17 protein-coding genes and 1 tRNA gene are annotated in these 23998 nt (G+C 67.9%); 11 read left to right on the top strand and 7 right to left on the bottom strand.

Features of this window, described 5'->3' with window-relative positions:
• Positions 1-99: 99 nt before the first annotated feature.
• The 3 genes from CEX88_RS09215 to CEX88_RS09205 all read left to right on the top strand — a co-directional run bounded on the left by CEX88_RS09215 (position 100) and on the right by CEX88_RS09205 (position 4597).
• A complete protein-coding gene (locus tag CEX88_RS09215; RefSeq protein WP_064399302.1) occupies positions 100-585 on the top strand; it encodes an inorganic diphosphatase in 486 nt (161 codons plus the stop codon).
• A gap of 89 nt (positions 586-674) precedes the next feature.
• Positions 675-1190 carry a 2-oxo-4-hydroxy-4-carboxy-5-ureidoimidazoline decarboxylase gene (locus CEX88_RS09210; RefSeq protein ID WP_066847251.1) on the top strand — a complete coding sequence of 172 codons (516 nt, stop codon included), beginning with the start codon at positions 675-677 and terminating at the stop codon, positions 1188-1190.
• A 122-nt stretch (positions 1191-1312) separates the two neighbouring features.
• Entirely contained in the window at positions 1313-4597 is a 3285-nt protein-coding gene (locus CEX88_RS09205; RefSeq protein WP_238382012.1) for a LuxR family transcriptional regulator, read from the top strand.
• A gap of 8 nt (positions 4598-4605) precedes the next feature.
• On the opposite strand, the gene CEX88_RS09200 is transcribed toward CEX88_RS09205, so the two are convergent.
• Positions 4606-4995 carry a hypothetical protein gene (locus CEX88_RS09200; RefSeq protein WP_094293234.1) on the bottom strand — a complete coding sequence of 130 codons (390 nt, stop codon included), beginning with the start codon at positions 4993-4995 and terminating at the stop codon, positions 4606-4608.
• Positions 4996-5039: 44 nt separating this feature from the next.
• Complete coding sequence (locus CEX88_RS09195; RefSeq protein WP_066847094.1) at positions 5040-6044, bottom strand: TerC family protein; 1005 nt, start codon at positions 6042-6044, stop codon at positions 5040-5042.
• 289 nt (positions 6045-6333) lie between these two features.
• Here CEX88_RS09195 and CEX88_RS09190 point away from each other — a divergent pair, with 289 nt between their 5' ends.
• The 7 genes from CEX88_RS09190 to CEX88_RS09160 all read left to right on the top strand — a co-directional run bounded on the left by CEX88_RS09190 (position 6334) and on the right by CEX88_RS09160 (position 16952).
• Positions 6334-10239 (top strand): Pls/PosA family non-ribosomal peptide synthetase, encoded by a 3906-nt coding sequence (locus CEX88_RS09190; protein ID WP_094293233.1) that lies wholly within the window; start codon positions 6334-6336, stop codon positions 10237-10239.
• Positions 10236-11567, top strand: coding sequence for a M1 family metallopeptidase (locus tag CEX88_RS09185; RefSeq protein ID WP_066847249.1), 1332 nt, complete (start codon positions 10236-10238; stop codon positions 11565-11567). The genes CEX88_RS09190 and CEX88_RS09185 overlap by 4 nt, the downstream gene beginning before the upstream one ends.
• Positions 11510-12841 carry a lipopolysaccharide biosynthesis protein gene (locus CEX88_RS09180; protein ID WP_369829792.1) on the top strand — a complete coding sequence of 444 codons (1332 nt, stop codon included), beginning with the start codon at positions 11510-11512 and terminating at the stop codon, positions 12839-12841. Before CEX88_RS09185 ends, CEX88_RS09180 begins: the two co-directional genes overlap by 58 nt.
• Before the next feature lie 64 nt (positions 12842-12905).
• Complete coding sequence (gene galE / locus CEX88_RS09175) at positions 12906-13883, top strand: UDP-glucose 4-epimerase GalE (protein WP_066847243.1); 978 nt, start codon at positions 12906-12908, stop codon at positions 13881-13883.
• The gene (locus CEX88_RS09170; protein ID WP_202931422.1) at positions 13867-15657 is read left to right on the top strand and encodes a hypothetical protein; all 1791 of its coding nucleotides are present in this window, start codon (positions 13867-13869) and stop codon (positions 15655-15657) included. Before galE ends, CEX88_RS09170 begins: the two co-directional genes overlap by 17 nt.
• A gap of 24 nt (positions 15658-15681) precedes the next feature.
• Positions 15682-16053 (top strand): carboxymuconolactone decarboxylase family protein, encoded by a 372-nt coding sequence (locus tag CEX88_RS09165; protein ID WP_094293232.1) that lies wholly within the window; start codon positions 15682-15684, stop codon positions 16051-16053.
• On the top strand, positions 16050-16952 hold the full coding sequence (locus CEX88_RS09160; RefSeq protein ID WP_238382011.1) for an alpha/beta fold hydrolase: 903 nt from the start codon (positions 16050-16052) through the stop codon (positions 16950-16952). The genes CEX88_RS09165 and CEX88_RS09160 overlap by 4 nt, the downstream gene beginning before the upstream one ends.
• Here the strand turns inward: CEX88_RS09160 and CEX88_RS09155 are convergent.
• Positions 16923-16998 (bottom strand) — tRNA-Thr (locus CEX88_RS09155). The genes CEX88_RS09160 and CEX88_RS09155 overlap by 30 nt on opposite strands.
• Before the next feature lie 84 nt (positions 16999-17082).
• A complete protein-coding gene (locus CEX88_RS09150) occupies positions 17083-18291 on the bottom strand; it encodes a DNA polymerase III subunit delta' (protein ID WP_094293231.1) in 1209 nt (402 codons plus the stop codon).
• 88 nt (positions 18292-18379) lie between these two features.
• Between CEX88_RS09150 and CEX88_RS09145 the strand changes: the two genes are divergently transcribed.
• Positions 18380-20023: an adenylate/guanylate cyclase domain-containing protein gene (locus CEX88_RS09145; RefSeq protein WP_066847081.1), complete on the top strand. Its 1644-nt coding sequence runs from the start codon at positions 18380-18382 to the stop codon at positions 20021-20023.
• Positions 20024-20050: 27 nt separating this feature from the next.
• On the opposite strand, the gene topA is transcribed toward CEX88_RS09145, so the two are convergent.
• From topA to CEX88_RS09130, 3 genes are all read right to left on the bottom strand, one after another.
• The gene (topA, locus tag CEX88_RS09140; RefSeq protein ID WP_094293230.1) at positions 20051-22858 is read right to left on the bottom strand and encodes a type I DNA topoisomerase; all 2808 of its coding nucleotides are present in this window, start codon (positions 22856-22858) and stop codon (positions 20051-20053) included.
• A gap of 135 nt (positions 22859-22993) precedes the next feature.
• Positions 22994-23584, bottom strand: a complete 591-nt coding sequence (locus CEX88_RS09135; RefSeq protein ID WP_066847074.1) for a hypothetical protein — start codon at positions 23582-23584, stop codon at positions 22994-22996.
• 130 nt (positions 23585-23714) lie between these two features.
• A complete protein-coding gene (locus CEX88_RS09130) occupies positions 23715-23918 on the bottom strand; it encodes a cold-shock protein (protein WP_006243848.1) in 204 nt (67 codons plus the stop codon).
• Positions 23919-23998: the final 80 nt, after the last annotated feature.

Below are 23998 nucleotides of genomic sequence, written 5' to 3'. Positions count from 1 at the left end.
TGGACCGCCCCCGTACAAGCAGCGTATCCCTCCATTAAGGTTGACCCGCGTTATCACCGGACGACCCCAGACCAGAGCACAGGGCAAGGAGCCGCGGCCGTGCAGTTCGAGGTAGTGATTGAGATCCCCAAGGGTTCCCGCAACAAATACGAGGTGGACCACGAGAGCGGCCGGGTGAAGCTGGACCGCTACCTGTACACGTCGATGGCCTACCCGACCGATTACGGATTCTTCGAGGACACCCTCGGTGAGGACGGCGACCCGCTGGACGCCCTGGTGCTGCTGCCCGAATCCGTGTTCCCCGGCTGCATCGTCGATGTGCGGCCGGTGGCGATGTTCCGGATGACCGACGAGGCCGGCGGCGACGACAAGGTCCTGTGCGTGCCTGCCGACGACCCGCGCTGGGAACACATCCAGGACCTCGGCGACGTGCCTTCCTATGAGCTCGAGGCGATCAAGCACTTCTTCGTGCACTACAAGGATCTCGAACCGGGCAAGTATGTGAAGGCCGCCGACTGGGTCGGTCGCGCCGAGGCCGAGGCCGAAGTCCAGGCGTCGGTCGAGCGGTTCCAGAAGGACCACTGAGCCCGATTTACGGGCGCGCTGATTTTTCCTCGCCGTAACACGGCGTAACCGGGACGTTCCCCTCGCGGTCGATCATTGCTGTCGTGTTGATGCATCAGGGGATCGGCCTCGAAGCGTTCAACGCCATGCCGATGCGCAGGGCCGTACACGCCGTGTACGAATGCTGTTACAGCGTGCCGCTGGCCGCCGATCTGGCGCGCGGACGGCCGTACGCCGACCACGACTCGCTGTTCCGGGAAGCCGATGCGCTGCTGTTCGGCCTCGGCGAGGACTCCATCGACACCATCCTGCAGGCCTACCCCGACGTCGGGCGGCGACCGGGCAGCGAGAAGTCGGCCGCTGAGCAGTGCGCGATCTGGTGCGACCAACCCGAGCTGATGGAACGCCTGAGTCAAGCGTCGAAGCGATACCTCGAGCACTTCGGCTTCGGGTTCGTGATGTTCGTCAACGGCTTCGACGCGGGGCGGGTGCTCGCAGCGATGCTCGACCGGATGCACAACGACATCGAGACCGAGCGCAAGGTCGTCCGCAACGAGTTGGCCCGCATCAATCGCACCCGGCTCGAACGCATGCTGGGTCCCGAAGGCGGCTACGACAACTGGTGACGCCGGACCCCTGAGCCGCGCTGCACGCGTTCCCGTGGAAGCGCGCCTACGCATTCCGGCGCCGGAACTATCGGCATTTTCGCTGATGTTTCCGCGATATCCCCGGTCGCATGCTGGCTAGCATGAGCGAAACTAGCTGGAGCGACGTGAGCATGGGCGAGCTTCCTACTGGAACGGTCACGCTGCTGCTGGCTGATGTCGAAGGGTCGACTCGGCTGTGGGAGACCCAGCCGGAAGCGATGCGGACTGCCGTCGAGCGTCTCGACCGGACACTGGGCGACGCGGTCACCGCTCATGGCGGCGTACGGCCCGTCGAGCAGGGCGAAGGCGACAGCTTCGTCGTCGCGTTCGCCCGCGCCGCCGATGCGGTGGCCTGCGCCTTGACGTTGCAGGGGGCAGCGCTGGCGCCGATCAAGCTGCGGATCGGGATCCACACTGGCGACGTTCGTCTGCGAGATGAGGGCAACTACATCGGACCGACGATCAACCGCGCCGCCCGGTTGCGTGACCTCGCGCACGGCGGCCAAACCGTGCTCTCGGGTGCGACCGAACCGCTCGTCGTCGACCAACTGCCCGCCGACATCACGCTCTACGATCTCGGTAGTCACCCGCTGCGTGACCTGCCGCGCCCCGAACGGGTTGTACAACTCTGCCACCCCGATCTGCCCAATCAGTTCCCACCGCTGCGCACGGCGCACATGTCGAATGTCCCTGCTGCCGAAAACCTTCCGGTTCAGCTGTCGAGTTTCATCGGACGCAAGACCGAGATCCGTGACATCCGTGAGGCGCTCGAGACCAACCGCATGGTCACGCTGACCGGTGCGGGCGGGGCGGGCAAGACCCGGCTCGCGATACAGGTCGCCGTCGAAATCGCCACCGACTTCGCCGACGGCGTCTGGTACGTCGACCTGGCACCGATCACCGATCCCGACGTGGTGCCCGTGGCGACCGCGCGCGCATTGGGCCTGCCCGACCAGCCCGGGCAGCCGACCACCGACGTGGTGCTGCGGTTCGTTCGCGACCGCCGAATGCTGATCGTGCTCGACAACTGCGAACACCTGCTCGACGCGACCGCTGAAATGGTCATCGCGCTGCTGGGTGCCTCTTCGACCTTGACGTTGCTGACCACGAGTCGCGAACCGATCGGTGTAACGGGCGAGGTGAGCTGGCGGGTCCCCTCGCTGTCGCTGGCCGACGAAGCGCTCGAGCTGTTTTCCGACCGCGCCCGCAGAACCAAACCCGATTTCCGAATCTCGGCGCAGAACTCGGGAACCGTCACCGAGATATGCCGCAGGCTCGACGGGCTTCCGCTCGCGATCGAACTCGCCGCGGCCCGGGTGCGGGCGCTGTCACCCGACGAGATCCTCGACAGCCTGCACGACCAGTTCCGTCTCCTGACGGGTGGAGCGCGTACCTCTGTGCGCCGCCAGCAGACGTTGCGCGCATCGGTGGACTGGTCGCACGCGTTGCTGAGCGAGCCGGAGCAGACGTTGTTCCGAAGGCTGGCAGTGTTTTTCGGCGGCTTCGACCTCGACGCCGCGCACGCCGTCGCCGGCGATGACGACGCTGAGCGCTATCAGGTGCTCGATCAACTCACCCTCCTGGTGGACAAGTCTCTCGTCGTTGCCGACGACACCGGTTGGGGCACCCGCTACCGGCTGCTGGAGACCGTGCGCCAGTACGCCCAGGAGAAACTGCACGAATCACGCGAGGGTGACGTCATACGCGCACGGCACCGCGATCATTACAGTGCGACGGCCGCGCTTCTCGACAGGCCGCCCGATACCGACCACGAACGGCGCGTCGACTGGGCCGAAGCCGAAATCGACAATCTTCGGGCAGCTTTCGCGTGGAGTCGAGAGGGCGGCGATGCCGAGCGAGCGCTCACCTTGGCGTCCTCGCTGCAACCGTTGTGGTTGACGCGCGGCCGCATCCAGGAGGGGATCAGCTGGCTGAGCACCGCGCTCGCCGACGCGGACGTGCAGTCCTGCGGCGCTTCGCCGTCACGAGTGAGGGCGTCTGCGAACAAGGCTATGCTGCTGGCGTTTCTCGCCACCAACGACAATGTGCGCGAGGTGCACCAAGTCCTCGAACTGGCCAGAGAGCTCGGCGATCCCGCACAGCTGGCGCGAGCCTTGACCGCCTGCGGAATGTTCGCCGCCGGCGACGAATCGGCCCGGCAGTACTTCACGGAGGCGGCCGAACTGGCCCAAGACCTGGGTGATTCGTGGATTCTGGGCCAGATCCGGGCGCAGGAGGCGCTGGCCGCCTTCATCGGTGACCGTTCGGCCGCGGTGGTGCAGCACGCCGCCGAGGAGGGTCTTCGAATCGCCACCGACATCGGCGACGATTTCGTCTCACGGCAGTGTCGCTTCGCACTGGCGTGGAGGGAGCTCATGATCGGCGACGTGCGGGGAGCAATCCGGCGGTTGACCGAGCTGGTCGACGAATGTTCGGCCAACCGCGATGCGATGTTCTCGATGTACACGTTGGTGGTGCAGAGCTACGCCCTGGCTTACACAGGCGAGCTGGACCGCGCCCTGATGACCGCGCAGCAGGCCCTCCGTCATGCTTCCGAGCTCTTCGACTACTACAAGGGTGCGGTCTACACCGCGTTTGCTCACGTCCACCTCGCCGCCGGCGACGCGCCAGCGGCGTGGCAGGCGCGCGAAATGGCCCGTGCCCTCACAGGCGTCGATACCCGAGTCGCCTCCACCTATGCCTGGACACCGCTGGGCCCGGTTGCGTGCGGTGACCTCGATGCTGCGCGTCGTTGTGCCGATGAGGTGGTCACGCAGACGACGGGCGTTGGCCGATCGCTTGCGTTGGTTGCCCGGGCATACGTGAAGGTCGCCGCAGGTGAACTCGGGGCGGCGGAGCGCGACGTCGACGACGCGCTCGACCTGGCCGTCCGCCTCGGCTGCCACCTCGTTGTGCCCTTCGCACTGGAGGGCCTCGCCTCCGTCGCAGCCATGAGCGGCAACCATCTTGCGGGCGCGCGGTTGCTCGGCGCTGCGGACGCCGCGTTCGATCACATGGGCGTCGTGCGCTTCAAGGTCCTCGACTCCGTTGTCGGACAGGCGGCGGATATGCTTCGGGAAGCGTTGGGCGAGCAGGGGTTTGATACCGCGCGGGCCGAAGGCGCGGCACTGTCCGTCGACGAAGCGCTCGCCTATGCGCAACGTGGTCGCGGTGAGCGTAAGCGCGCCGGAAGCGGGTGGGAGTCGTTGACCCGGGCCGAACTCGACGTCGTCAAGCTGGTCAGCGAGGGCCTGGGCAACAAGGAGGTCGCCGCGCGGTTGTTCGTCTCACCACGGACCGTGCAGGCCCACCTCACCCACGTGTACACCAAGCTCGGACTGACCTCTCGGGTGCAGCTCGCACAGGAGGCGGCCAGGCACCGCTGAGCGCCGGCCTACGACGCCTTCGCTTGACCGCGTAATTCGAGGCTTCGCAGCACTGCGTGGCCCAGCGCGTGCACGTCGTCACGCGGCGACACGGGTACGAGCGTGACGCCGTCGGCGACGTCGGCCGATTCGATGTCGGCGATCAGGCCGGCCAGACCGTCGACGGTGCCCGCGTAGCGCACGCCGTCGGCCGGTTCCAGGGCGTCGCGCGCGGACCGGAAGTCGGCCGCGACGGCGACCGTGACGTCGAGGATGACTGCGACGTCGCCGTCGACCCGCACCCGCGCGCGGACCCGCCGCGCATGTTGCAGGTCCGTGGCCGCGACGCGGACGGGCGGTTGGCCACCGTCGGTCAGTTCATCCCAGCTGCCCGAGGTATCGGTCACGAAGAGGCGCACCCGGCAAGGCTAGAAGACGGCCCGCGGCGGGCCGAGCCTTGCGCTCAGCGCGAATCCAATTTGGAGTTGTCGTTGGCCGCGTTCTTCACATCGTGCACCCGGGTCTTGTAGAGGCTCGCCGCGGTGGTGATGAGCAACGTCACGATGATCACGCCCAGCGACAGCAGGGTCGGGATCTCGGGCACCGGGACGTGCTCACCGCCGTTGATGAACGGCACCTCGTTCTCGTGCAGCGCGTGCAGAAGCAGCTTCACGCCGATGAACCCCAGGATGAAGGCCAGGCCCTGCGACAGGTACACCAGCCGTTTGAGCAGGTCGCCCAGCAGGAAGTAGAGCTGCCGCAGGCCCATCAACGCGAAGACGTTGGCGGTGAAGACCAGGTACGGCTCCTGGGTGAGCCCGTAGATGGCGGGGATCGAGTCGAGCGCGAAGATCAGGTCCGTGGTGCCCAGCGCCACGATGACGAGGAACATCGGCGTCATCAACCGCTTGCCGTTCTCCTTCACCCACAGCTTCAGGCCGTCCCACGTGTCGGTCATGCTCAGGTGGTTGCGGGCGAACCTGACCACGACGTTGTCGCCGTCGTCCTCGTGGTCGGTGTCGCGGGCGAGTTTGATCGCCGTGTAGATGAGGAACGCGGCGAAGATGTAGAAGACCCACGAGAACTGGTTGATGGCCACGGCGCCGAGCGCGATGAAAATGCCTCGGAAGATCAGCGCCAGGATGATGCCGACGAGAAGCGCCTGCTGCTGGTACTTCCTGGGCACATTGAAGCTGGCCATGATGATCAGGAAGACGAACAGGTTGTCCACCGACAAGCTGTACTCGGTCAGCCAGCCCGCGAAGAACTCGACGCCGTACTGGCTGCCGTGGAAGAACCAGGTCCAGATCCCGAAGGCGATCGCCAGGCTGACGTAGATCGTCAGCGCGGTCCCGGTCTCCCGCTTCGACGGTTCGTGCGGCCGGCGGCCGATCACGATGACGTCGAACAGCAGGATGGCCATCGTCACGCTCAGCGTGATGATCCATTCGAGGGTGGAAACGTTCACTTAACCTCCGGTCGTCAAAACGCCGGAGGTCTCTTCCACCGCCACGATCAAACGTGTCGGCCCGCAGCACCGGTCGTCCGATGACGGCCGACGTGATGACGACACCGCGGCGAAGGAATACTCCCCTCCGCAGGCGATTCTGCCAGGTACTGGCGAATGACCGGTAGCGGGGCAAATCAAACCTCCGCCGCGGCCCTTTTCGGTGCCCGGCGGCCAGTATCGCAATCGTGATCGCGACGCCGCGTGCGGCTCGGGCGTCACCGGGGGTGGGCTGAGTAGCTTTGTAGCCGTGACCGGGGAGTTGCGGCAGGAGATCCCACCTCAATATCTGTTGTCCCCGCTCGCGCCGGAGCCGCGCACGCTCATCGACATCCTCTATGAGACCGCGAAGCGCTACCCGGAGGCGCCCGCGATCGACGACGGCGACGTCCAGCTCACGTACGCCGAACTGATCACCGACATCGAGGACAGCGTCGCTTGGCTCGCCGCGCGGGGCATCGGCCGCGGCGACCGGATCGGCATCCGCATGCCGTCGGGCAGCTACGCGCTCTACGTCGCGATCCTCGCCGTGCTGGCCACCGGCGCCGCCTATGTACCCGTGGACGCCGACGACCCCGAAGAACGGGCGGAGCTGGTGTTCACCGAGGCCAACGTGGTGGCCGTCATCACCGAAGCCGGCCTGTCGCGCTGGCCGGGGTCTTCGCGGGGCTGGCGGGCAGCGGCGCCTCTGGGCCGCGACGATGCGTGGATCATTTTCACGTCCGGCTCCACCGGCACACCGAAGGGCGTGGCGGTCACCCACCGCAGCGCGGCCGCGTTCGTCGACGCGGAGGCACGGTTGTTCGTTCAGGACAATCCGATCGGACCGGGCGACCGGGTGCTGGCCGGTTTGTCGGTGGCCTTCGACGCGTCGTGCGAGGAGATGTGGCTGGCGTGGCGCCACGGCGCCTGCCTGGTGCCCGCACCGCGGTCAATGGTGCGCAGCGGTATGGACCTCGGGCCGTGGCTGGTGGCGCGCGACATCACGGTGGTGTCGACGGTGCCGACGCTGGCCGCGTTGTGGCCCGCCGAGGCGCTCGAGGCGGTGCGGCTGCTGATCTTCGGCGGCGAAGCCTGCTCACCCGAGTTGGCCGACCGGCTCGCTGTCGAGGGCCGGGAGGTGTGGAACACCTACGGGCCGACGGAGGCGACCGTGGTGGCGTGCGCCGCCCGGTTGTCGGGAGGTGGCCCGGTGGCCATCGGGTTGCCGCTGCCCGGGTGGGACCTGGCCGTGGTCGACTCCGAAGGTGAGCCGGTGCCGTACGGCGCCGTCGGCGAGCTGGTCATCGGCGGCGTGGGGCTGGCGCGCTACCTCGACCCGGAGAAGGACGCGGAGAAGTACGCGGCGATGCCGACGCTCGGGTGGAAGCGTGCATACCGCAGCGGGGACCTGGTGCGGCTGGAATCCGACGGGCTCTACTTCGTGGGCCGCGCCGACGACCAGGTCAAGGTCGGCGGGCGGCGCATCGAGCTCGGCGAGGTCGACACCGCGCTCGTCAACCTGCCCGGGGTGAGCGGCGGCGCGGCCGCCGTCCGCCGCACGACCGGTGGCACACCGCTGTTGGTCGGCTACATCGCCAGCGCAGATCCCACGTTCGACCTGGCCAAGGCGCGGGTGTCGCTGGCCGAGACGTTGCCCGCGGCGCTGGTCCCCCGGCTGGTCCTGGTCGACGAACTCCCGACCCGCATCTCGGGCAAGGTCGACCGCGACGCGCTGCCGTGGCCGGTCGACGTCGGCGACGACGACGGCGCCGGGCTGACGGGGACGATGGGCTGGCTCGCCGGGCTGTGGCGCGACGTGCTGGCCGCGCCGGTCGACGGTCCCGAAGCCGACTTCTTCGCGCTCGGTGGCGGCTCGCTGTCGGCAGCGCAACTGGTCGCCGCTCTGCGTCGGCGCCACCCGCAGGTCACGGTTGCCGACCTGTACGACCACCCGCGGCTCGGGTCGCTCGCGGGTTTCCTCGACGAGCTCGATCCGCCGCCGCAGGTGCATCCGCGCACGGTGAAGCCGACGTCGCGCATGACGCAGGCCGTGCAGGTGGCGTTGTCGCTGCCGCTGGCCACGCTGACCGGACTGCAGTGGGTGGTGTGGCTGGCATTGGCCAACAACGTCCTGGCCGGGTTCGTTCCCTGGACCGCACCGCTGAACTGGTGGTGGGTCGGCGTGGGTTTCGTCCTGTTCGTCACCCCGCTGGGCCGGATGGGCATCGCGGCGGTGTGCGCCCGCCTTCTCCTCGACGGGCTGGCGCCGGGCACCTACTTCCGAGGCGGGTCCGAGCACCTGCGGGTATGGCTCGCCGAGCGGCTCGCCGAGGCCAGCGGTGCCGAAAACCTCGCGGGCGCACCATGGTTGGTGTACTACGCCCGCGCACTGGGCAACAAGGTCGGCAAGGGCGTGGATCTGCACTCCACACCCCCGGTGACCGGCATGCTCAAGCTCGGGCACCGAAGTTCGGTCGAACCCGAAGTCGACCTGTCCGGCCACTGGGTCGACGGCGACCTCTTCCACGTCGGGCCGATCACTGTCGGCAACGACGCGACGATCGGCGCACGCACGACACTGCTGCCCGGTGCCGTCGTCGGCAAGAACGCCGATGTGGCCCCCGGTTCCGGCGTCGTCGGCAAGGTGAAGAACGGCCAGTACTGGAAGGGTTCGGCCGCGGTGAAGTCCGGCAAGGCCCGTCACCCCTGGCCCGAACACCGCCCGCCGCGGGCGCCGGGGTGGGTGGCGGTCTACGGCGTCTCCTCGATCGTGCTCGCAGGACTGCCGTTGCTGGCGATCGCGACCGGGCTGGCCGTGATCGGATACGGTGTGCGCGAGACGAATTCGGTGGTGGACGCGATCGCCCCCGCGGCGCTGTGGACTCCGGCCGCGACACTGGCCGCCGCACTCATATACGCGGCGCTGACGGTGGCCGGAGTCCGGCTGCTCTCGTTGGGGCTGCGCGAGGGGTATCACCCGGTGCGCAGCCGCACGGGGTGGCAGATCTGGACCACCGAACGGCTGATGGATGCCGCGCGCACCTACCTGTTTCCGATCTACGCGAGCCTGCTCACCCCGGTGTGGTTCCGGGTGCTCGGCGCCAAAGTCGGTCGCGGAACCGAGATTTCGACCGCACTGTTCACACCCAAGTTCACCGTCATCGAGGACGGCGCCTTCCTCGCCGACGACACCATGGTGGCGTCCTACGAGTTGGGTGGCGGCTGGATCCATGTCGCGAAGGCGACGATCGGCAAGAGGGCGTTCCTCGGTAACTCCGGCATCACCCAACCGGGTCGTAAAGTACCCGACGACGGCTTGGTGGCGGTATTGTCGGCCGCCCCGCCCAAAGCCAAGGCCGGTTCCTCCTGGCTGGGCAGTCCACCGGTCCGGTTGCGCCGCAAGCCGACCGCGGCCGACGCGCTGCGCACCTTCCATCCCTCGGCGCGGCTGAAGCTGCTGCGGGGTCTGGTCGAGACCTGCCGGATCGTCCCGCTGATCGTCACGTATGCAATCGGGGTGGCGGTGCTGCTCACCCTGCAATGGTTGGCCGTGGAAGCCGGCTGGGGGTGGGCCGCGTTGAGTGCCGGCGCGGTGCTGTTGGTCGCCGGAGGCGTTGCCGGAGCAGCCGCGGTGATCGCGAAATGGCTTGTGGTCGGCCGCATCGAGGCCGGCGAACACCCGCTCTGGTCTCCGTTCGTCTGGCGCAACGAGGTCTACGACACCTTCGTCGAGACCGTCGCGGCCCCGTGGTTCGCCCGCGCGGCCAGCGGGACACCGGTGATGAACCTGTGGTTGCGGGCGCTGGGCGCCGGGATCGGGCGCGGCGTCTGGTGCGAGACGTACTGGTTACCCGAGGCCGACCTGGTGACCCTCGAGGAAGGTGCCACCGTCAACCGCGGCTGCGTGGTGCAGACGCATCTGTTCCACGACAGGATCATGCGAATGGACACCGTTGTGCTGGAGCAGGGTTCGACACTGGGTGCGCACAGCGTCGCGCTGCCCGCCGCACGCATCGGCGCCGGTGCGACGGTCGGCCCGGCGTCACTGGTCGTGCGCGGCGACGAGGTACCCCCGTCGACCCGCTGGCAGGGCAATCCGATCGCGCCGTGGCAGGCGCCGCGCAAGAAGCGCGCGGGCACGTCGACACCATCGACCGAAGAAACCGCCGCGTGACGAGAGGTAAGAAGAAGTCGACACCGGTCATCGACCCGTACCTGCCCACCAGCGGCAACTTCGGTTACCGGGTGTCACGCTACGAACTCGACATCGAGTACAAGGTCGCCATCAATCGGCTCACGGGCACCGCGACGATCACCGCGGTGACTCTCGCTTCGCTCCGCACCTTCACCCTCGACCTCGCCGACACGCTGTCGGTGACGAAGGTGACCGTCAACGGCGCACGGCCCCAACAGTTCCGCACCACTTCGGGCAAGCTACACATCGCGTTGCGCGATGTGCTGGCTCCGGGCGCGGCGATGACGATCGTCGTGCGCTACGGTGGCGCCCCCAGGCCGATCCGTTCACTGTGGGGCGATGTCGGTTTCGAAGAACTCAGCGACGGCGCCCTGGTCGCCGGCCAGCCGAACGGTGCGCAGTCGTGGTTTCCGTGCGACGACCACCCGAGCGCAAAGGCCAGCTTCCGTCTGCAGATCGCCGCCGAAAGCCCATACCGGGTGATCGCGAACGGCGAGTTGGTGTCCCGACGCGCACGGGCCGGGATGACCACGTGGACATACGACTTGCCCGAGCCCACCTCGACCTATCTGGTCACGCTGCAGATCGGCATGTACGAACGCCGGCGGCTGGCCGACAACGGGGTCCCGATCCACGCGGCGCTTCCGGACCGGCTGCGCGATAACTTCGAACACGACTTCGCCGCGCAACCGCAGATGATGAAACTGTTCGTCACGTTGTTCGGCGACTATCCGCTCAGCGAGGGCTACACCGTCGTGATCACCGACGACGACCTCGAGATACCGCTTGAGGCACAGGGAATTTCGATCTTCGGCGCCAACCACTGCGACGGCAAGGGGCGGGCTGAGCGGTTGATCGCGCACGAACTCGCACACCAGTGGTTCGGCAACTCCGTGACAGCCAAGCGGTGGCGCCACATCTGGCTGCACGAGGGGTTCGCCTGTTACGCCGAGTGGTTGTGGTCGGAGAACTCGGGCGGCCGCAGCGCCGATGAGTGGGCGCGACACTATTATCAGCGGCTCGCCAACTCGCCGCGCGACCTGCTTCTGGCCGACCCGGGCCCGCGCGACATGTTCGACGACCGGGTGTACAAGCGCGGGGCGATGACGTTGCACGTGCTGCGGCGGCACCTGGGCGACGACAACTTCTTCGCGCTGCTGCGGGACTGGACTGCGCGCTACCGGCACAGCACGGTGGTGACCGACGATTTCACCGGGCTGGCATTGCATTACGCCGACGAGTCGCTGCGATGGCTGTGGGATGCCTGGCTTTACTCCCCGCAGTTACCCGACCTGGACACGCCGTGACCGACGCGGGCGCGCCCTTCGATCCGGTCACCGCGAGCAGCCCGGCACCGGCCGGTCCCGCCGCGCGCGGCAGCGTCGGCCGGGTCGGTGTGGCCACCGCCGCAATCGCGGTGTGCGGTTATGCGGTGCTCTACCTGGCCGCCCGCGACCTCGAGCCCGCCGGATTCTCGTTGTTCGCGGTGTTCTGGGGAGCGTTCGGCCTGGTCTCGGGGGCGACGGGCGGGCTGCTGCAGGAGGCCACCCGGGAGGTCCGGTCCGCAGCGCACGTCGAGGTGACCGAGGGCCCGCGCAGCCGTCCGATGTGGGTGGGCGCTCTCGTGGGCGTCGTGTCGGCCGCTGCGATCGCGCTCAGTTCACCGCTGTGGTCCGAGTACGTGTTCGTCGAGTCCCGATGGCTTTCGGTGACGCTGCTGTCTGTCGGACTCGCCGGGTTCTGCCTGCACTCCACACTTCTCGGCATCTCGGCCGGACTGGACCGGTGGACGGCGTACGGATCGCAGATGGTGACCGACGCAAGCCTGCGGCTACTCGTGGCCGTCGCGACCTTCCTGGTCGGCTGGGGCCTGGCCGGCTATCTGTGGGCCACCGTGGCCGGTTCGGTGGCGTGGCTGATCATGCTGATCGTCTCGTCCGCCACCCGGCGCGCCGCGGGTCTGTCGACCCCCGTCGGCACCGCGGATTTCCTACGGGGCGCGTCGCATTCGATCACCGCGGCGGGCGCGAGCGCGATCCTGGTCATGGGCTTTCCGGTGCTGTTGCAGGCGACCTCCGACGACCTGGGCGCGGTCGGCGGCATCGTGATCCTGGCCGTCACGCTGACGCGGGCCCCACTCCTGGTTCCGCTCACGGCGATGCAGGGCAACCTGGTTGCCCACTTCGTCGACCAGCGCACGCACCGGTTGCGCGCTCTCGTCGCGCCCACGGTGATCGTCACCGGTGTGGGCCTGCTCGGTGTGCTGGTGGCTTGGGCGGCCGGACCGTGGCTGTTACGCAGCGCATTCGGTGCCGAATACCGCGCCGACGGTGCACTGCTGGCCTGGTTGACGGGCGGTGCGATCGCCGTTTCGCTGCTCACGCTCACCGGTGCTGCGGCGGTGGCGGCCGCACTGCACCGCGCATACTCACTGGGCTGGGTCTCGGCGACCGTCGCGTCGACGCTGTTGCTGCTGTTACCGCTGGATCTACAGACGCGCACGGTGGTCGCGTTGGTGTGCGGTCCGGTGGTCGGTATCGCCGTGCACCTGTTCGCGCTGTCTCGCAGGCGTGCGGCATGACACCGGTTCGGAGTCCAGGTCGCCCATCCGTATGCTGGCCCCGTTCTACGGTGAGGAAGAGCGAATGACTTGGCTGGTGACCGGCGGCGCCGGATACATCGGTTCCCATGTGGTGCGTACCCTGTCGGACGCCGACATGCCGGTGGTGGTGCTCGACGATCTGTCGACCGGCCTGAAGCGATTCGTTCCGCCGACGGTTCCCTTCGTGCGCGGCACCCTGCTCGACGGTGACCTCGTCGCACGCACGCTCGACAAGCATCGCGTCAGCGGCGTCATCCACATAGCAGGGTTCAAGTACGCCGGTGTCTCGGTGCAACGCCCGCTTCACACCTACGAGCAGAACGTCTCGGCGATGGTCACGCTGCTCAAGGCGATGGAGGCCGCAGGCACCGACAAGATGGTGTTCTCCTCCAGCGCCGCCACGTACGGCACCCCGGATGTCGACACCGTCACAGAGCAGACGCCCACTTCGCCGGAATCCCCGTACGGCGTCAGTAAACTGGTGGGCGAGTGGATGATTCGCGACGCCGCACGCGCGTCCGGGTTACGGCACACCAGCCTGCGCTACTTCAATGTCGTGGGATCGGGTTCGGCGGATCTGTTCGACGTCAGCCCGCACAACCTTTTCCCGCTGGTGTTCGACATGTTGTGCCGCGACGAGACACCGCGGATCAACGGCGCCGACTACCCCACTGCCGACGGCACCTGTGTGCGGGACTACGTCCACGTGTCGGACCTCGCGCTGGCGCATGTCGCCGCGGCGAGGCGGCTGGAAGCCGGCGAAGCAATCGAGCCCGTCTATAACCTCGGCAGCGGTAGCGGCACCTCGGTGCGAGAGACCATGACCACGATCCGCGATGTGACCGGATTCGAGTTCGAGCCGGTGGTCGGTCCGCGCCGGCCCGGTGACCCCGCCCGCATCGTCGCATCGGGCGACTTGGCCGCGCGCGACCTCGACTGGCGGATGCGGCATTCGCTAGAGGAGATGGTGCGCTCGGCGTGGATCGCTCGCCGGCAAGCAGGGGATGCCTATCCGCGGTAACTTCGCGCTGGGCAACTGGGTCGCGCGCGCCGCCATCGTCCTGATCGTCGTGCAGTTGGCGATCCGGGCGGTGCTGGCGTTCGGCGGTTACTTCTACTGGGACGACCTGATTTTGATCGGCCGCGCGGGTACCCAACCGCTGCTCTCGCCGGCGTACCTGTTCGACGACCACGACGGTCACGTCATGCCCGCCGCGTTCCTCGTCGCCGGTGGCATCACCTTATTGGCACCGCTGAACTGGATCGGCCCGGCGATCAGCCTGCTCGTCTTGCAGTTGCTGGTGTCGCTGGCATTACTGCGGACGTTGAACATCATCCTCGGGTGGCGACCAGTCCTGTTGCTGCCGTTGATATTCGCGCTGTTCACACCGCTGACGGTGCCCGGGTTCTCCTGGTGGGCGGCGGCACTGAACTCGTTGCCGATGCTGGCGGCGATGGCGTGGGTCTGCGGTGACGCGATCCTATTGGTGCGCACCGGTCAGAAGCGATACGCGGTGACGGCTCTCTTGGTCTACATCGGCGGTCTGCTGTTCTTCGAGAAGGCGGCGGTGATACCGTTCGTCGCGTTCGCGGTGACCGCTCTTTTGTGCTACGTGACCGGCACCGGACCACTGAAAGCGATGTGGCGTAGAGGAATCCGCCTGTGGGTGCCGTCGCTGGCGGTCACGGCGGGATGGGTCGGCGTGTACCTGGTCGTGGTCGACCAGAAGCGGTGGAGTTTCGACCTGGCGATGACGTGGGACCTGCTCGCGCGGTCGGTGACGCACGGGATCGTGCCTGGGCTGGTCGGCGGCCCGTGGGACTGGCAACGGTGGGCGCCGGCCTCGCCGTGGGCGACCCCACCCGCGACGGTGATGGTGTTGGGCTGGGTGGCCCTGGCCGCCGTGGTCGCGGTGACGCTGCTGCGTAAGCGCCGGATCACCGCGGTGTGGTTGGTGGCCGCGGGATACGCGATGGCCTGCCAGATCCCGATCTACCTCATGCGGTCATCGCAGTTCACCGCCCTGGAATTGGCGCAGACGCTGCGCTATCTGCCCGACCTCGTCATCGTGCTGGCGCTCTTGGCGGCGGTCGGGCTATGCGCCCCGAACCGGGCGGGGTCGCGGTGGCTGGACGCGTCGCGGCCCCGAACGGTGGTGATCTGTTCGCTTACAGCGCTGTTCGTGGCCAGCAGCGTGTACTCGACGGCGACGTTCTTGACGACGTGGCGCGACAATCCGGCACAAGGCTATCTGCGTAACGCGTTGTCGGGCCTGGCCGACGCGAGCCGGATGTCGGACGCGCCGATGCTCGACCAGGAGGTCGACCCGATGGTCCTGCAACGGGTCGTCGGGCCCGAGAACCGGGCCAGCCACATGTTCGCGCTGGTGCGTGAACGTCCCGAATTCTCCGCGGCCACAGACGAATTGCGCATGCTCGATCACAAGGGCCGCGTGGTCGACGCGAAGGTCACCTGGGTGCGCGCCATCGCGCCTGGACCGCACCCGGACTGCGGTTACCTGGTGCAGCCCGAAGTTCCGGTCCGGATGCCGCTGGACGGCCCGCTGCTACCTGCCGACTGGACGGCCGAGATCAACTATCTGGCCAACAGCGACGGCTCGATGACGATGTCGCTGTCGGAGGGGCGCGAGGTCAAGGTGCCGGTGCGACCGGGCCTGAACCAGGTGTTCGTCCGGCTACCCGGTGCGGGCGGCGCGATCGACGTGCGCGCGAATACCGCCGCGTTGTCGGTGTGCATCGCGTCGGGTCCCGTCGGATTCGTGGCACCGAAATAGCGGCCGGCGTGTCAGGCTGTCGGGGTGACCGACATCCGTGACCAAGGCCTGAAGGTTTTCCGCGAACTGCTTCCCGGCGTCCTTCCCGACGGGGACGTCGAACTGCCCACCGACTCCTTCGGCGGCGAGATGCTTCCCCTGGCCATGGACAACGTCTTCGGGCGACTGTGGACCCGGGACGGCCTGAGCCGTCGCGACCGCAGCCTGCTGACGCTGGGCCTCCTGATCGCGCTGCGCGCCGAAGACGAACTGCGGATCCACGTCCAGATCGCGCGCACCAACGGCCTCACCGACGACGAGATCGCCGAGGTCGTCTACCACTGCACCGGCTACGCCGGTTTCCCCGCCGCCAACTCGGCAATGAAGATCGCCAAGGAGGTGTTGCAGCCGACGTGAGCATCGCACCGGTCACCCACCACCGCGTCACCGTCGACGGCGTCGACACCTTCTACCGCCAAGCCGGACCGCCCGACGCCCCGGTCGTGCTGCTCCCCCACGGCTATCCGGCCTCGTCGTACGTCTACCGCAATCTGATGGCCGCACTGGGTGACCGGTGGCGCCTGGTCGCCCCTGATCTGCCCGGTTTCGGTTACAGCTCAACACCTTCACCGGATGCCTTTGGCTACACCTTCGACGCCTACGCGGCGTTTCTGCGGTCCTTCGTCGGCGCGCTCGACCTTCGGCGCTACGTCATCTGGTTGCACGACTACGGCTCCCAGTTCGGTTTCCGCCTCGCCCTGGCCGAACCCGAGCGCGTCGCGGGCCTGGTCATCCAGAACGGTGACATCTACGCCGACGCGTTCGGGCCGAAATACGGGTTCCTGCGCGAGCTTTGGGATAACCCCGGGCCCGCGTCGCGGCGTCGCATCGCCGAGCATGTGACGCTCGCAGGGTTCGAAAGCGAGTTCCGCGGCGAGCTCCCGGCCGAGGTGTCCGACCGCATCAGCCCCGACCTGTGGACACTGCACTGGTCGCTGATGAACACGCCGGACCGGCTGGCCAACCTCATCCACCTGCTCGAGGACCAACCCTCGACACTCGACTGGTTCGCGCAGGAGCAGGCCTATCTGCGCACGCATCGGCCGCCGACACTGATCGTCTGGGGGCCGCATGACGGCTACATGCCCGAGGAGTCGGCGCGGGCTTACCACCGCGACCTGCCCGACGCGCCCCTGCACCTGCTCGGCGGCGGGCACTGGCTGCTGGAAACGCACCTCGACGAGGTCGTGCCCTTGGTCTCTGACTTCCTGACCCGAGGACCGAAGTGGAGCCACCTAGGAGAATCGAACTCCTGACCTGCTCATTACGAGTGAGCCGCTCTGCCGACTGAGCTAAGGTGGCGTGCCCGCGATGAGCGCTTGCGCGAAGAGCTGAAGACACCGGCAGGCGGGACGAGTCTACGGCAGGGTCCGCCGCCGACCCAACTCAGTCGCGCAGCGCCCGTCCGACCGTGGCCACCATCGCGTCGACCGCGAACTTCGGTTTGACGTTGACGGCCAACGCCTCGCGGCACTCCAGGACTGCTTCGATGCAGCGCAGCAGTTTGTCCGGCGGCGCATGCGCGGCCAGCCTGACGATTTCCTCGGCCATATCGGGGTGGTTGTGCGCAACGTCGCCGGCGTCCGAGGCCACCAGCAGCGCGTCGCGGAAGTACGTCGCCAGATCGATCAGCGCGCGGTCCAGAGAATCACGCGAGGCACGCGTCTTGCGTGACTTCTGCCGTCGCTCAAGGGCACTCAGGGCACCTGCCGCTCCGCGCAGCGAACCGGCCGTCCCCTTTCCGGTGCCACCCGCACCGAGCGCGGTGCGCAGTTCCTCGGTCTCGGCCTCGTTGCGGTCCACCGTCAGCGCCAGGGCCTCGTCCTCAGCCGTCTTGACCAACTCCTCGGCCGCGGCATAGGCGCGGGACGGCGTCGCCGCGTCGCGCGCCAGACCCAGCGCCCGCTTCCGACGTTCCCGCGCCGACTCGTCGGTGGCCAGCCGACGGGCCCGCCCGACATGGCCGCCGCTGACCGAAGCCGCCCACCGCGCCTCGGCCTCCGGAAGCCCGTCGCTGTCCATCAGCACACCCGCAATCGCGTCCACGGTGGGGGTGACCAGCGCGACGTGCCTGCAGCGCGAGCGCAGCGTGATCGCGATGTCCTCGGGATCCACCGACGGCGCGCACAGCAGGAAAACCGTCGACGGCGGCGGCTCCTCGACCACCTTGAGCAGGGCGTTCGCCGCTCCCTCGGTCAGCCGGTCGGCATCCTCGATCAGCACGATCTGCCAGCGCCCGGTGCCCGGCCGCCGCGAGGCGATCTGCACGATCGCGCGCATGTCGTCGACACCGATCGACAGCCCCTCGGGAATGATCCTCCGCACATCTGCGTGGGTGCCGGCCATCGTCGTCGTGCAGGCCCGGCACTCGCCGCACCCGGGCACACCGTCGGAGGTGCACTGCAGCGCCGCGGCAAAGCACAGCGCCGCCACCGACCGGCCCGAGCCGGGAGGGCCCGTGATCAGCCACGCATGTGTCATGGATCCGATTGCCGCCCCGCTGTGAGCCGACTCACCACGTGCGGCGCGTGCCGCAGCCACCAACTCGGCCTCAACAGCCTGTTGACCCACAAGACGCGAGAAGACACCGCCCATCGGAGATAACAGTAGTGCTGCGAACCGACACGTCCGTCTCACAGCACCCGTACCCGTCGCCGAGGCCCGATACGGTTGACGCGTGGCCATGGAAGATCGACCGATCGGGCGGATCAGCGCATTCGTCCGGTGGGCCGCGCGCACCCCGTGGCCGGTGTTCACGCTGGGCATGGTCCAGGCCGACATCATCGGCGCCCTGTTGGTCCTGAGCTTCCTGAGATTCGGTCTGCCGCCCGAGGACCGCATCCAGCTACAGGACCTGCCCGCCTTCAACCTGGCGGTCTTCCTCGGCTTCCTGTTCGTGTCCTTCACCGTCGCCGCGTACTGGAGCCTGCGGCTGCTGATCCCGGTCATGCGCTGGCAGCGCCGCGACATGCTGCTCGGCGACCGCGACCCGGCCGACACCGAGGTCGCGCGGACCCGCGCGTTGAAGATGCCGTTCTACCGGTCGGTGATCAACGTCGCGAACTGGTTCCTCGGCTCAGTGGTGTTCATCGTCGCCAGCTGGCCGGTGGCCAGTAAGTCGGCGCCGGTGGTGGCCGTCGCGACGGGGCTGGGCGCCACCGCGACCGCGATCATCGGCTACCTGCAGTCCGAACGGGTGCTGCGGCCCGTCGCGGTGGCGGCCCTGCGCGGCGGTGTGCCCGAGAACTTCCGCGCGCCCGGGGTGATCGCGCGTCAGGTGATGACGTGGGTGCTGTCCACCGCGGTCCCGATCATCGCGATCGTGCTGGCCGTGGTGGCAAGCAAGTTCGAGATCCTGACCGCTCCCGCCGACCGGCTGACCACCCCGATCCTGATCCTGTCGATCTCCGCACTGGTGGTCGGCCTGGCAGGCACCGTGCTGGTGGCGATGTCGATCGCCGACCCGCTGCGCCAGTTGCGCTGGGCGCTCGGCGAGGTGCAGCGCGGTAACTACAACGCCCACATGCAGATCTACGACGCCAGCGAGCTGGGGTTGCTGCAGGCGGGCTTCAACGACATGGTGCGCGACCTGGCCGAACGGCAACGCTTGCGCGACCTGTTCGGCCGCTACGTCGGCGAGGACGTGGCCCGGCGCGCACTGGAACGCGGCACCGAACTCGGTGGTCAGGAACGCGACGTCGCGGTGCTGTTCGTCGACCTGGTCGGATCCACACAGCTGGCGTCGACCATCCCCGCCGCCGACGTCGTCAACCTGCTCAACGACTTCTTCCGCGTGGTGGTCGACACCGTCAACCGGCACGGCGGGTTCGTCAACAAGTTCCAGGGCGATGCGGCGCTGGCCATCTTCGGCGCGCCGATCGAACATCCCGACGCGTGCGGCGGCGCGCTCGCCGCCTCCCGCGAACTGCACGACGAGCTGATCGAGGTGCTGGGCCAGACAGAATTCGGTATCGGGGTGTCGGCCGGCCGGGCGATCGCCGGGCACATCGGCGCCCAGGCCCGCTTCGAATACACCGTGATCGGTGACCCGGTCAACGAAGCGGCGCGGCTGACCGAGCTGGCCAAGCTGGAGGAGGGCCACGTCCTGGCCTCGGCGATCGCGGTCAGCGGAGCTCTGGACGCCGAAGCGCTGTGCTGGGACGTCGGCGAGATCGTCGAACTCCGTGGCCGTGTGGCCCCGACACAGTTGGCGCGGCCGCTGAACCTGCGCGGCTCCGACGGCGCCCGCCCCGAGCAGACCGACACAGATCACGCCGACGCTGAGCAAGGCGCCGAACGTGAAGTTGTTTCCGAAGAATCACGCTGATCTCGAGCACAAGCTCACGTTCGTGGGCTAGCTCTTCTTGGCGGCTTTCTTCGCTCCGGCCTTCTTCGCAGTCTTCTTCGCCCCTGCCTTCTTCGTCCGCTTCACCGGACCGCGCGCGCGACGGTCGGCGAGCAGTTCGGCGGCGCGTTCGTCGGTGATCGACAGGACGTCGTCGCCCTTGCGCAGGCTGGCGTTGGTCTCCCCGTCGGTGACATACGGGCCGAACCGGCCGTCCTTGATCACCATCGGCTTGCCGGTCGCCGGATCCTCACCGAGTTCACGCAACGGCGGGGCCGCGGCCCGCTGCCCGCCACGGCGCTTGGGTTCGGCGTAGATCTTCAAGGCCTCGTCGAGCGTGATGTCGAACATCTGCTCTTCGGTGGCCAGCGAGCGAGAGTCCGTGCCGCGCTTAAGGTATGGGCCGTAGCGGCCGTTCTGTGCGGTGATCTCCTCGCCGGTGTTCGGGTCGACGCCCACGACGCGCGGCAGAGACAACAGTCGCAGCGCATCCTCCAGCGTCACCGTCTCCAGATCCATCGACCGCAACAGCGAACCGGTGCGCGGCTTCGGACCCGTCGGCTTCTTGCCCTTCTTCGCCGTCGACCCGGCCTCGCCGTCGTCGGGCGGTTCGGGCAGAACCTCGGTGACATACGGACCGTAACGACCATCCTTGGCGACGATCTCGTGCCCGGTTTCGGGGTCGACGCCCAGTGATCGGCCTTCTTGCGGTGTGGCGAAAAGCTTTTCGGCGAGCTCGAGGGTCAGCTCGTCGGGGGTGAGATCGTCCTTGAGGTTGGCCCGCTGCGGTTTGAGCTCGCCGGGCTCACCGTCCTCGTCGGGGACCATCCGCTCCAGGTACGCACCGTTCTTGCCCACCCGCACATGGATCGGCCGGCCCTGATCGTCGTCGAACAGTTTGATGGAGTTAATCTGCCGGGCGTCGATCTCCTCGAGGTTCACCCCGACGAGCTTCTTGAGCCCACCCGAGCGGGCGATCGAGTCCTCGACCCCGTGATCGCCGCCGAAGTAGAAGTTGTTGAGCCAGTTGGTCCGTCGCTCGTTACCGGCGGCGATCTCGTCGAGTTCGTCTTCCATCGCCGCGGTGAACCCGTAGTCGACTAGGCGGCCGAAGTGCTGTTCGAGCAGCCCGATGACGGCGAACGCCACCCACGACGGCACCAGCGCGCTGCCCCGCTTCACGACGTAACCGCGGTCCTGGATCGTCTTGATGATCGACGAGTACGTCGACGGCCTGCCGATGCCGAGGTCCTCGAGAGCCTTGATCAGCGAAGCCTCGGTATAGCGGGCGGGCGGCGCCGTGTTGTGCCCGTCGGCGGTGAGCTCCTTGGCGTCGACGCGCTGGCCCTGCTCCAGATTCGGCAGCCGGCTCTCGGCGTCGTCGGCCTCGCCGCCTGCCTGATCGTCGATGCTTTCGACGTAGGCCTTCAGAAAGCCGGCGAAGGTGATGGTCCGGCCGCTGGCGTTGAAGACGACTTGCTCTCCCGAGCTCGCGGTTCCGGAGATCCGCAGGCTTAGCGTGGTGCCACGCGCGTCGGCCATCTGGGAGGCCACGGTGCGCTGCCAGATCAGCTCGTAGAGCCGGAACTCGTCGGTGTCGAGCTGGCCGTGCAGCTGACCCGGCGTGGAGAACACGTCACCGGCGGGCCGGATGGCCTCGTGCGCCTCCTGGGCGTTCTTCACCTTGCGGGTGTACTGCCGCGGCGACGGATGCAGATACTCCTCGCCGTAGAGCTGACGGGCCTGGTTGCGGGCTGCTTCGACCGCACTCGCCGACAACGTCGTCGAGTCAGTGCGCATATAGGTGATGTAGCCGTTCTCGTAGAGCCGCTGCGCGATGCTCATCGTGCGCTCCGAGGAGAACCGCAGCTTGCGGCCCGCCTCCTGCTGCAGCGTCGAGGTCATGAACGGCGCGTACGGCCTGCGGGTGTAGGGCTTCTGCTCGACCGAGCTGACCGCCAGCTGCGCCCCGCGCAGACCACCCGCCAACGCCGTCGCCGCGGCCTGGTCCAGCACCAGTACCTCGTCGGGCTTTTTGACCTGGCCCAGCGAGTCGAAGTCGCGGCCGGTGGCCACGCGGCGCCCGTCGACCGTGTTCAGCTTGGCGGTGAACATCGGGGGCGAGGCCTGCGGGTCGGAGACACTGGCGTCGAGTTCGGCGGTGACGTCCCAGTACCCTGCGCTGCGGAACGCCATCCGTTCGCGTTCGCGCTGCACGATGATGCGCGTCGCGACCGACTGCACCCGGCCGGCCGACAACTTCGGCGCGACCTTTTTCCACAGGACCGGGCTGACCTCGTAGCCGTACAACCGGTCCAGGATGCGGCGTGTCTCCTGCGCGTCGACCAGGTCGTTGTCCAGGTCGCGGGGGTCCTCGGCGGCGGCGCGGATGGCCGGTTCGGTGATCTCGTGGAACACCATCCGCTTGACGGGGATGCGGGGCTTGAGCGTCTCGAGCAGATGCCAGGCGATCGCCTCGCCCTCGCGGTCGCCGTCCGTGGCCAGGTACAGCTCGTCGACGTTCTTGAGCAGGTCTTTCAGCTCGGCGACCGTGCTCTTCTTCTCGGGGCTGATGATGTAGAGCGGCTCGAAGTTGTGGTCGACGTCCACCCCGAGGCGGGCCCACGGCTCGGATTTGTACTTCGCGGGCACGTCGGCGGCGTTGCGGGGCAGGTCGCGGATATGCCCACGGGACGACTCGACGATGTAATTGGAGCCCAGGTAGCCCGCTATCTTGCGCGCCTTGGTAGGCGACTCGACTATGACGAGCCGCCGGACGCTTCCGTTACGGCCGCTGCCGCGGTCCCCATCAGCCACCTTTTACTTACGCTCCACTTCTTTGGTCACCCACAGCGCAGAATTCCGCGTCCGGCGGAGAATCAACCCTGTCGGCAACTGACAATTTCGCACCCCGCGCCAACCGACGCAAACTGACCCCCCTGTGAACAGCCGTCAGACCCGTGGCCATTCCTGCAACGCCTCCACACTGCCAGGAGGTTCCCCCACGTTCTCTACCAGGCGCGATAGCCGGCGTCGACCGCTGATCCGCAGGGCCGGGCGTGACCCGCGGGTACCGATCAGCGTCGGCGCGATTCCCACCCGCATCATCGCCGACGCGAGCGGCGAATGCGTGTCTGGCGCGTGCGGGTCCAGCCCGAGCAGATAACGGTCGGCTTCAGGTGTGCCCGCGGCCAGGGTCCAGGCCCGAAGCTCGCGCGGCCCGGGCAACCAGTTCGGCGGGACGGTCTTGACCGCGCCCCGGGTCCAACCCGCCGCGATCTCCACCAGTCGGGTGTCGACCGCGGTGCGCACCAGCGGGGTGTTCTCGTCGGTGCGGGCGATCTCGGGTTCCAGACCGGCCTCGACGATCATCTCGGCCAGCGCCTCGGCCCGCCATTGACGGTCGACGACGACCGACAGCCGCGCACCCTGCTCGGTGCCGGAACCCACCAGGACAACCTGGCCAGGTCCGGCGAGCAGCCCGGTGAGGTCGGCCACCGCGGGGGGCACCGACTCCGCCGAGAAGAACGACAGCTGGCTCACAAATCGACAGTAAGCCAGGTACCGGCCTCAGCCGTGGCGGCCGTGCCGAAGCGCGCCGGAATAGCGAACACCCCGCGGCGGTCGGTTCTCGACGCTCGCGGGGTGTTGCCTTTCGATCGTGCTGGTCGCGCTAGACGGCCCGAACACCGGTGGCCTGGGGCCCCTTGGGGCTCTGGCCAACCTCGAACTCGACCTTCTGGTTCTCCTCCAGGGTGCGGAAGCCGCTGCCCTGAATCTCCGTGTAGTGGACAAAAACGTCAGCGGAGCCGTCCTCCGGGGCGATGAAGCCGAAGCCCTTCTCCGCGTTGAACCACTTCACAGTTCCCTGTGGCATTTCCTGTTGTTTCCTTCTCTTATTCACCGGGTGCGGTCCACCGTGTTTCGGTACACCGGGCCCGTTCCGACCGCTCTCCT

This window comes from Mycobacterium neumannii (genome assembly GCF_002245615.1).
GTDB classification, from domain to species: Bacteria; Actinomycetota; Actinomycetes; order Mycobacteriales; family Mycobacteriaceae; genus Mycobacterium; species Mycobacterium neumannii_A.
The sequence above is the reverse complement of the archived record's forward strand: the minus strand, read 5'-3'. Positions and strand labels throughout refer to the sequence as shown.

Excerpts from the sequence above, each read along its gene's own strand:
- CEX88_RS09210 (WP_066847251.1), top strand. The coding sequence starts at position 675 with ATGCATCAGGGGATCGGCCTCGAAGCGTTCAACGCCATGCCGATGCGC.
- CEX88_RS09205 (WP_238382012.1), top strand. The coding sequence starts at position 1,313 with ATGAGCGAAACTAGCTGGAGCGACGTGAGCATGGGCGAGCTTCCTACT.
- CEX88_RS09180 (WP_369829792.1), top strand. The coding sequence starts at position 11,510 with ATGGCTGTGGGATGCCTGGCTTTACTCCCCGCAGTTACCCGACCTGGA.
- galE (WP_066847243.1), top strand. The coding sequence starts at position 12,906 with ATGACTTGGCTGGTGACCGGCGGCGCCGGATACATCGGTTCCCATGTG.
- CEX88_RS09170 (WP_202931422.1), top strand. The coding sequence starts at position 13,867 with ATGCCTATCCGCGGTAACTTCGCGCTGGGCAACTGGGTCGCGCGCGCC.
- CEX88_RS09150 (WP_094293231.1), bottom strand. The coding sequence starts at position 18,291 with ATGGGCGGTGTCTTCTCGCGTCTTGTGGGTCAACAGGCTGTTGAGGCC.
- CEX88_RS09145 (WP_066847081.1), top strand. The coding sequence starts at position 18,380 with ATGGAAGATCGACCGATCGGGCGGATCAGCGCATTCGTCCGGTGGGCC.
- CEX88_RS09130 (WP_006243848.1), bottom strand. The coding sequence starts at position 23,918 with ATGCCACAGGGAACTGTGAAGTGGTTCAACGCGGAGAAGGGCTTCGGC.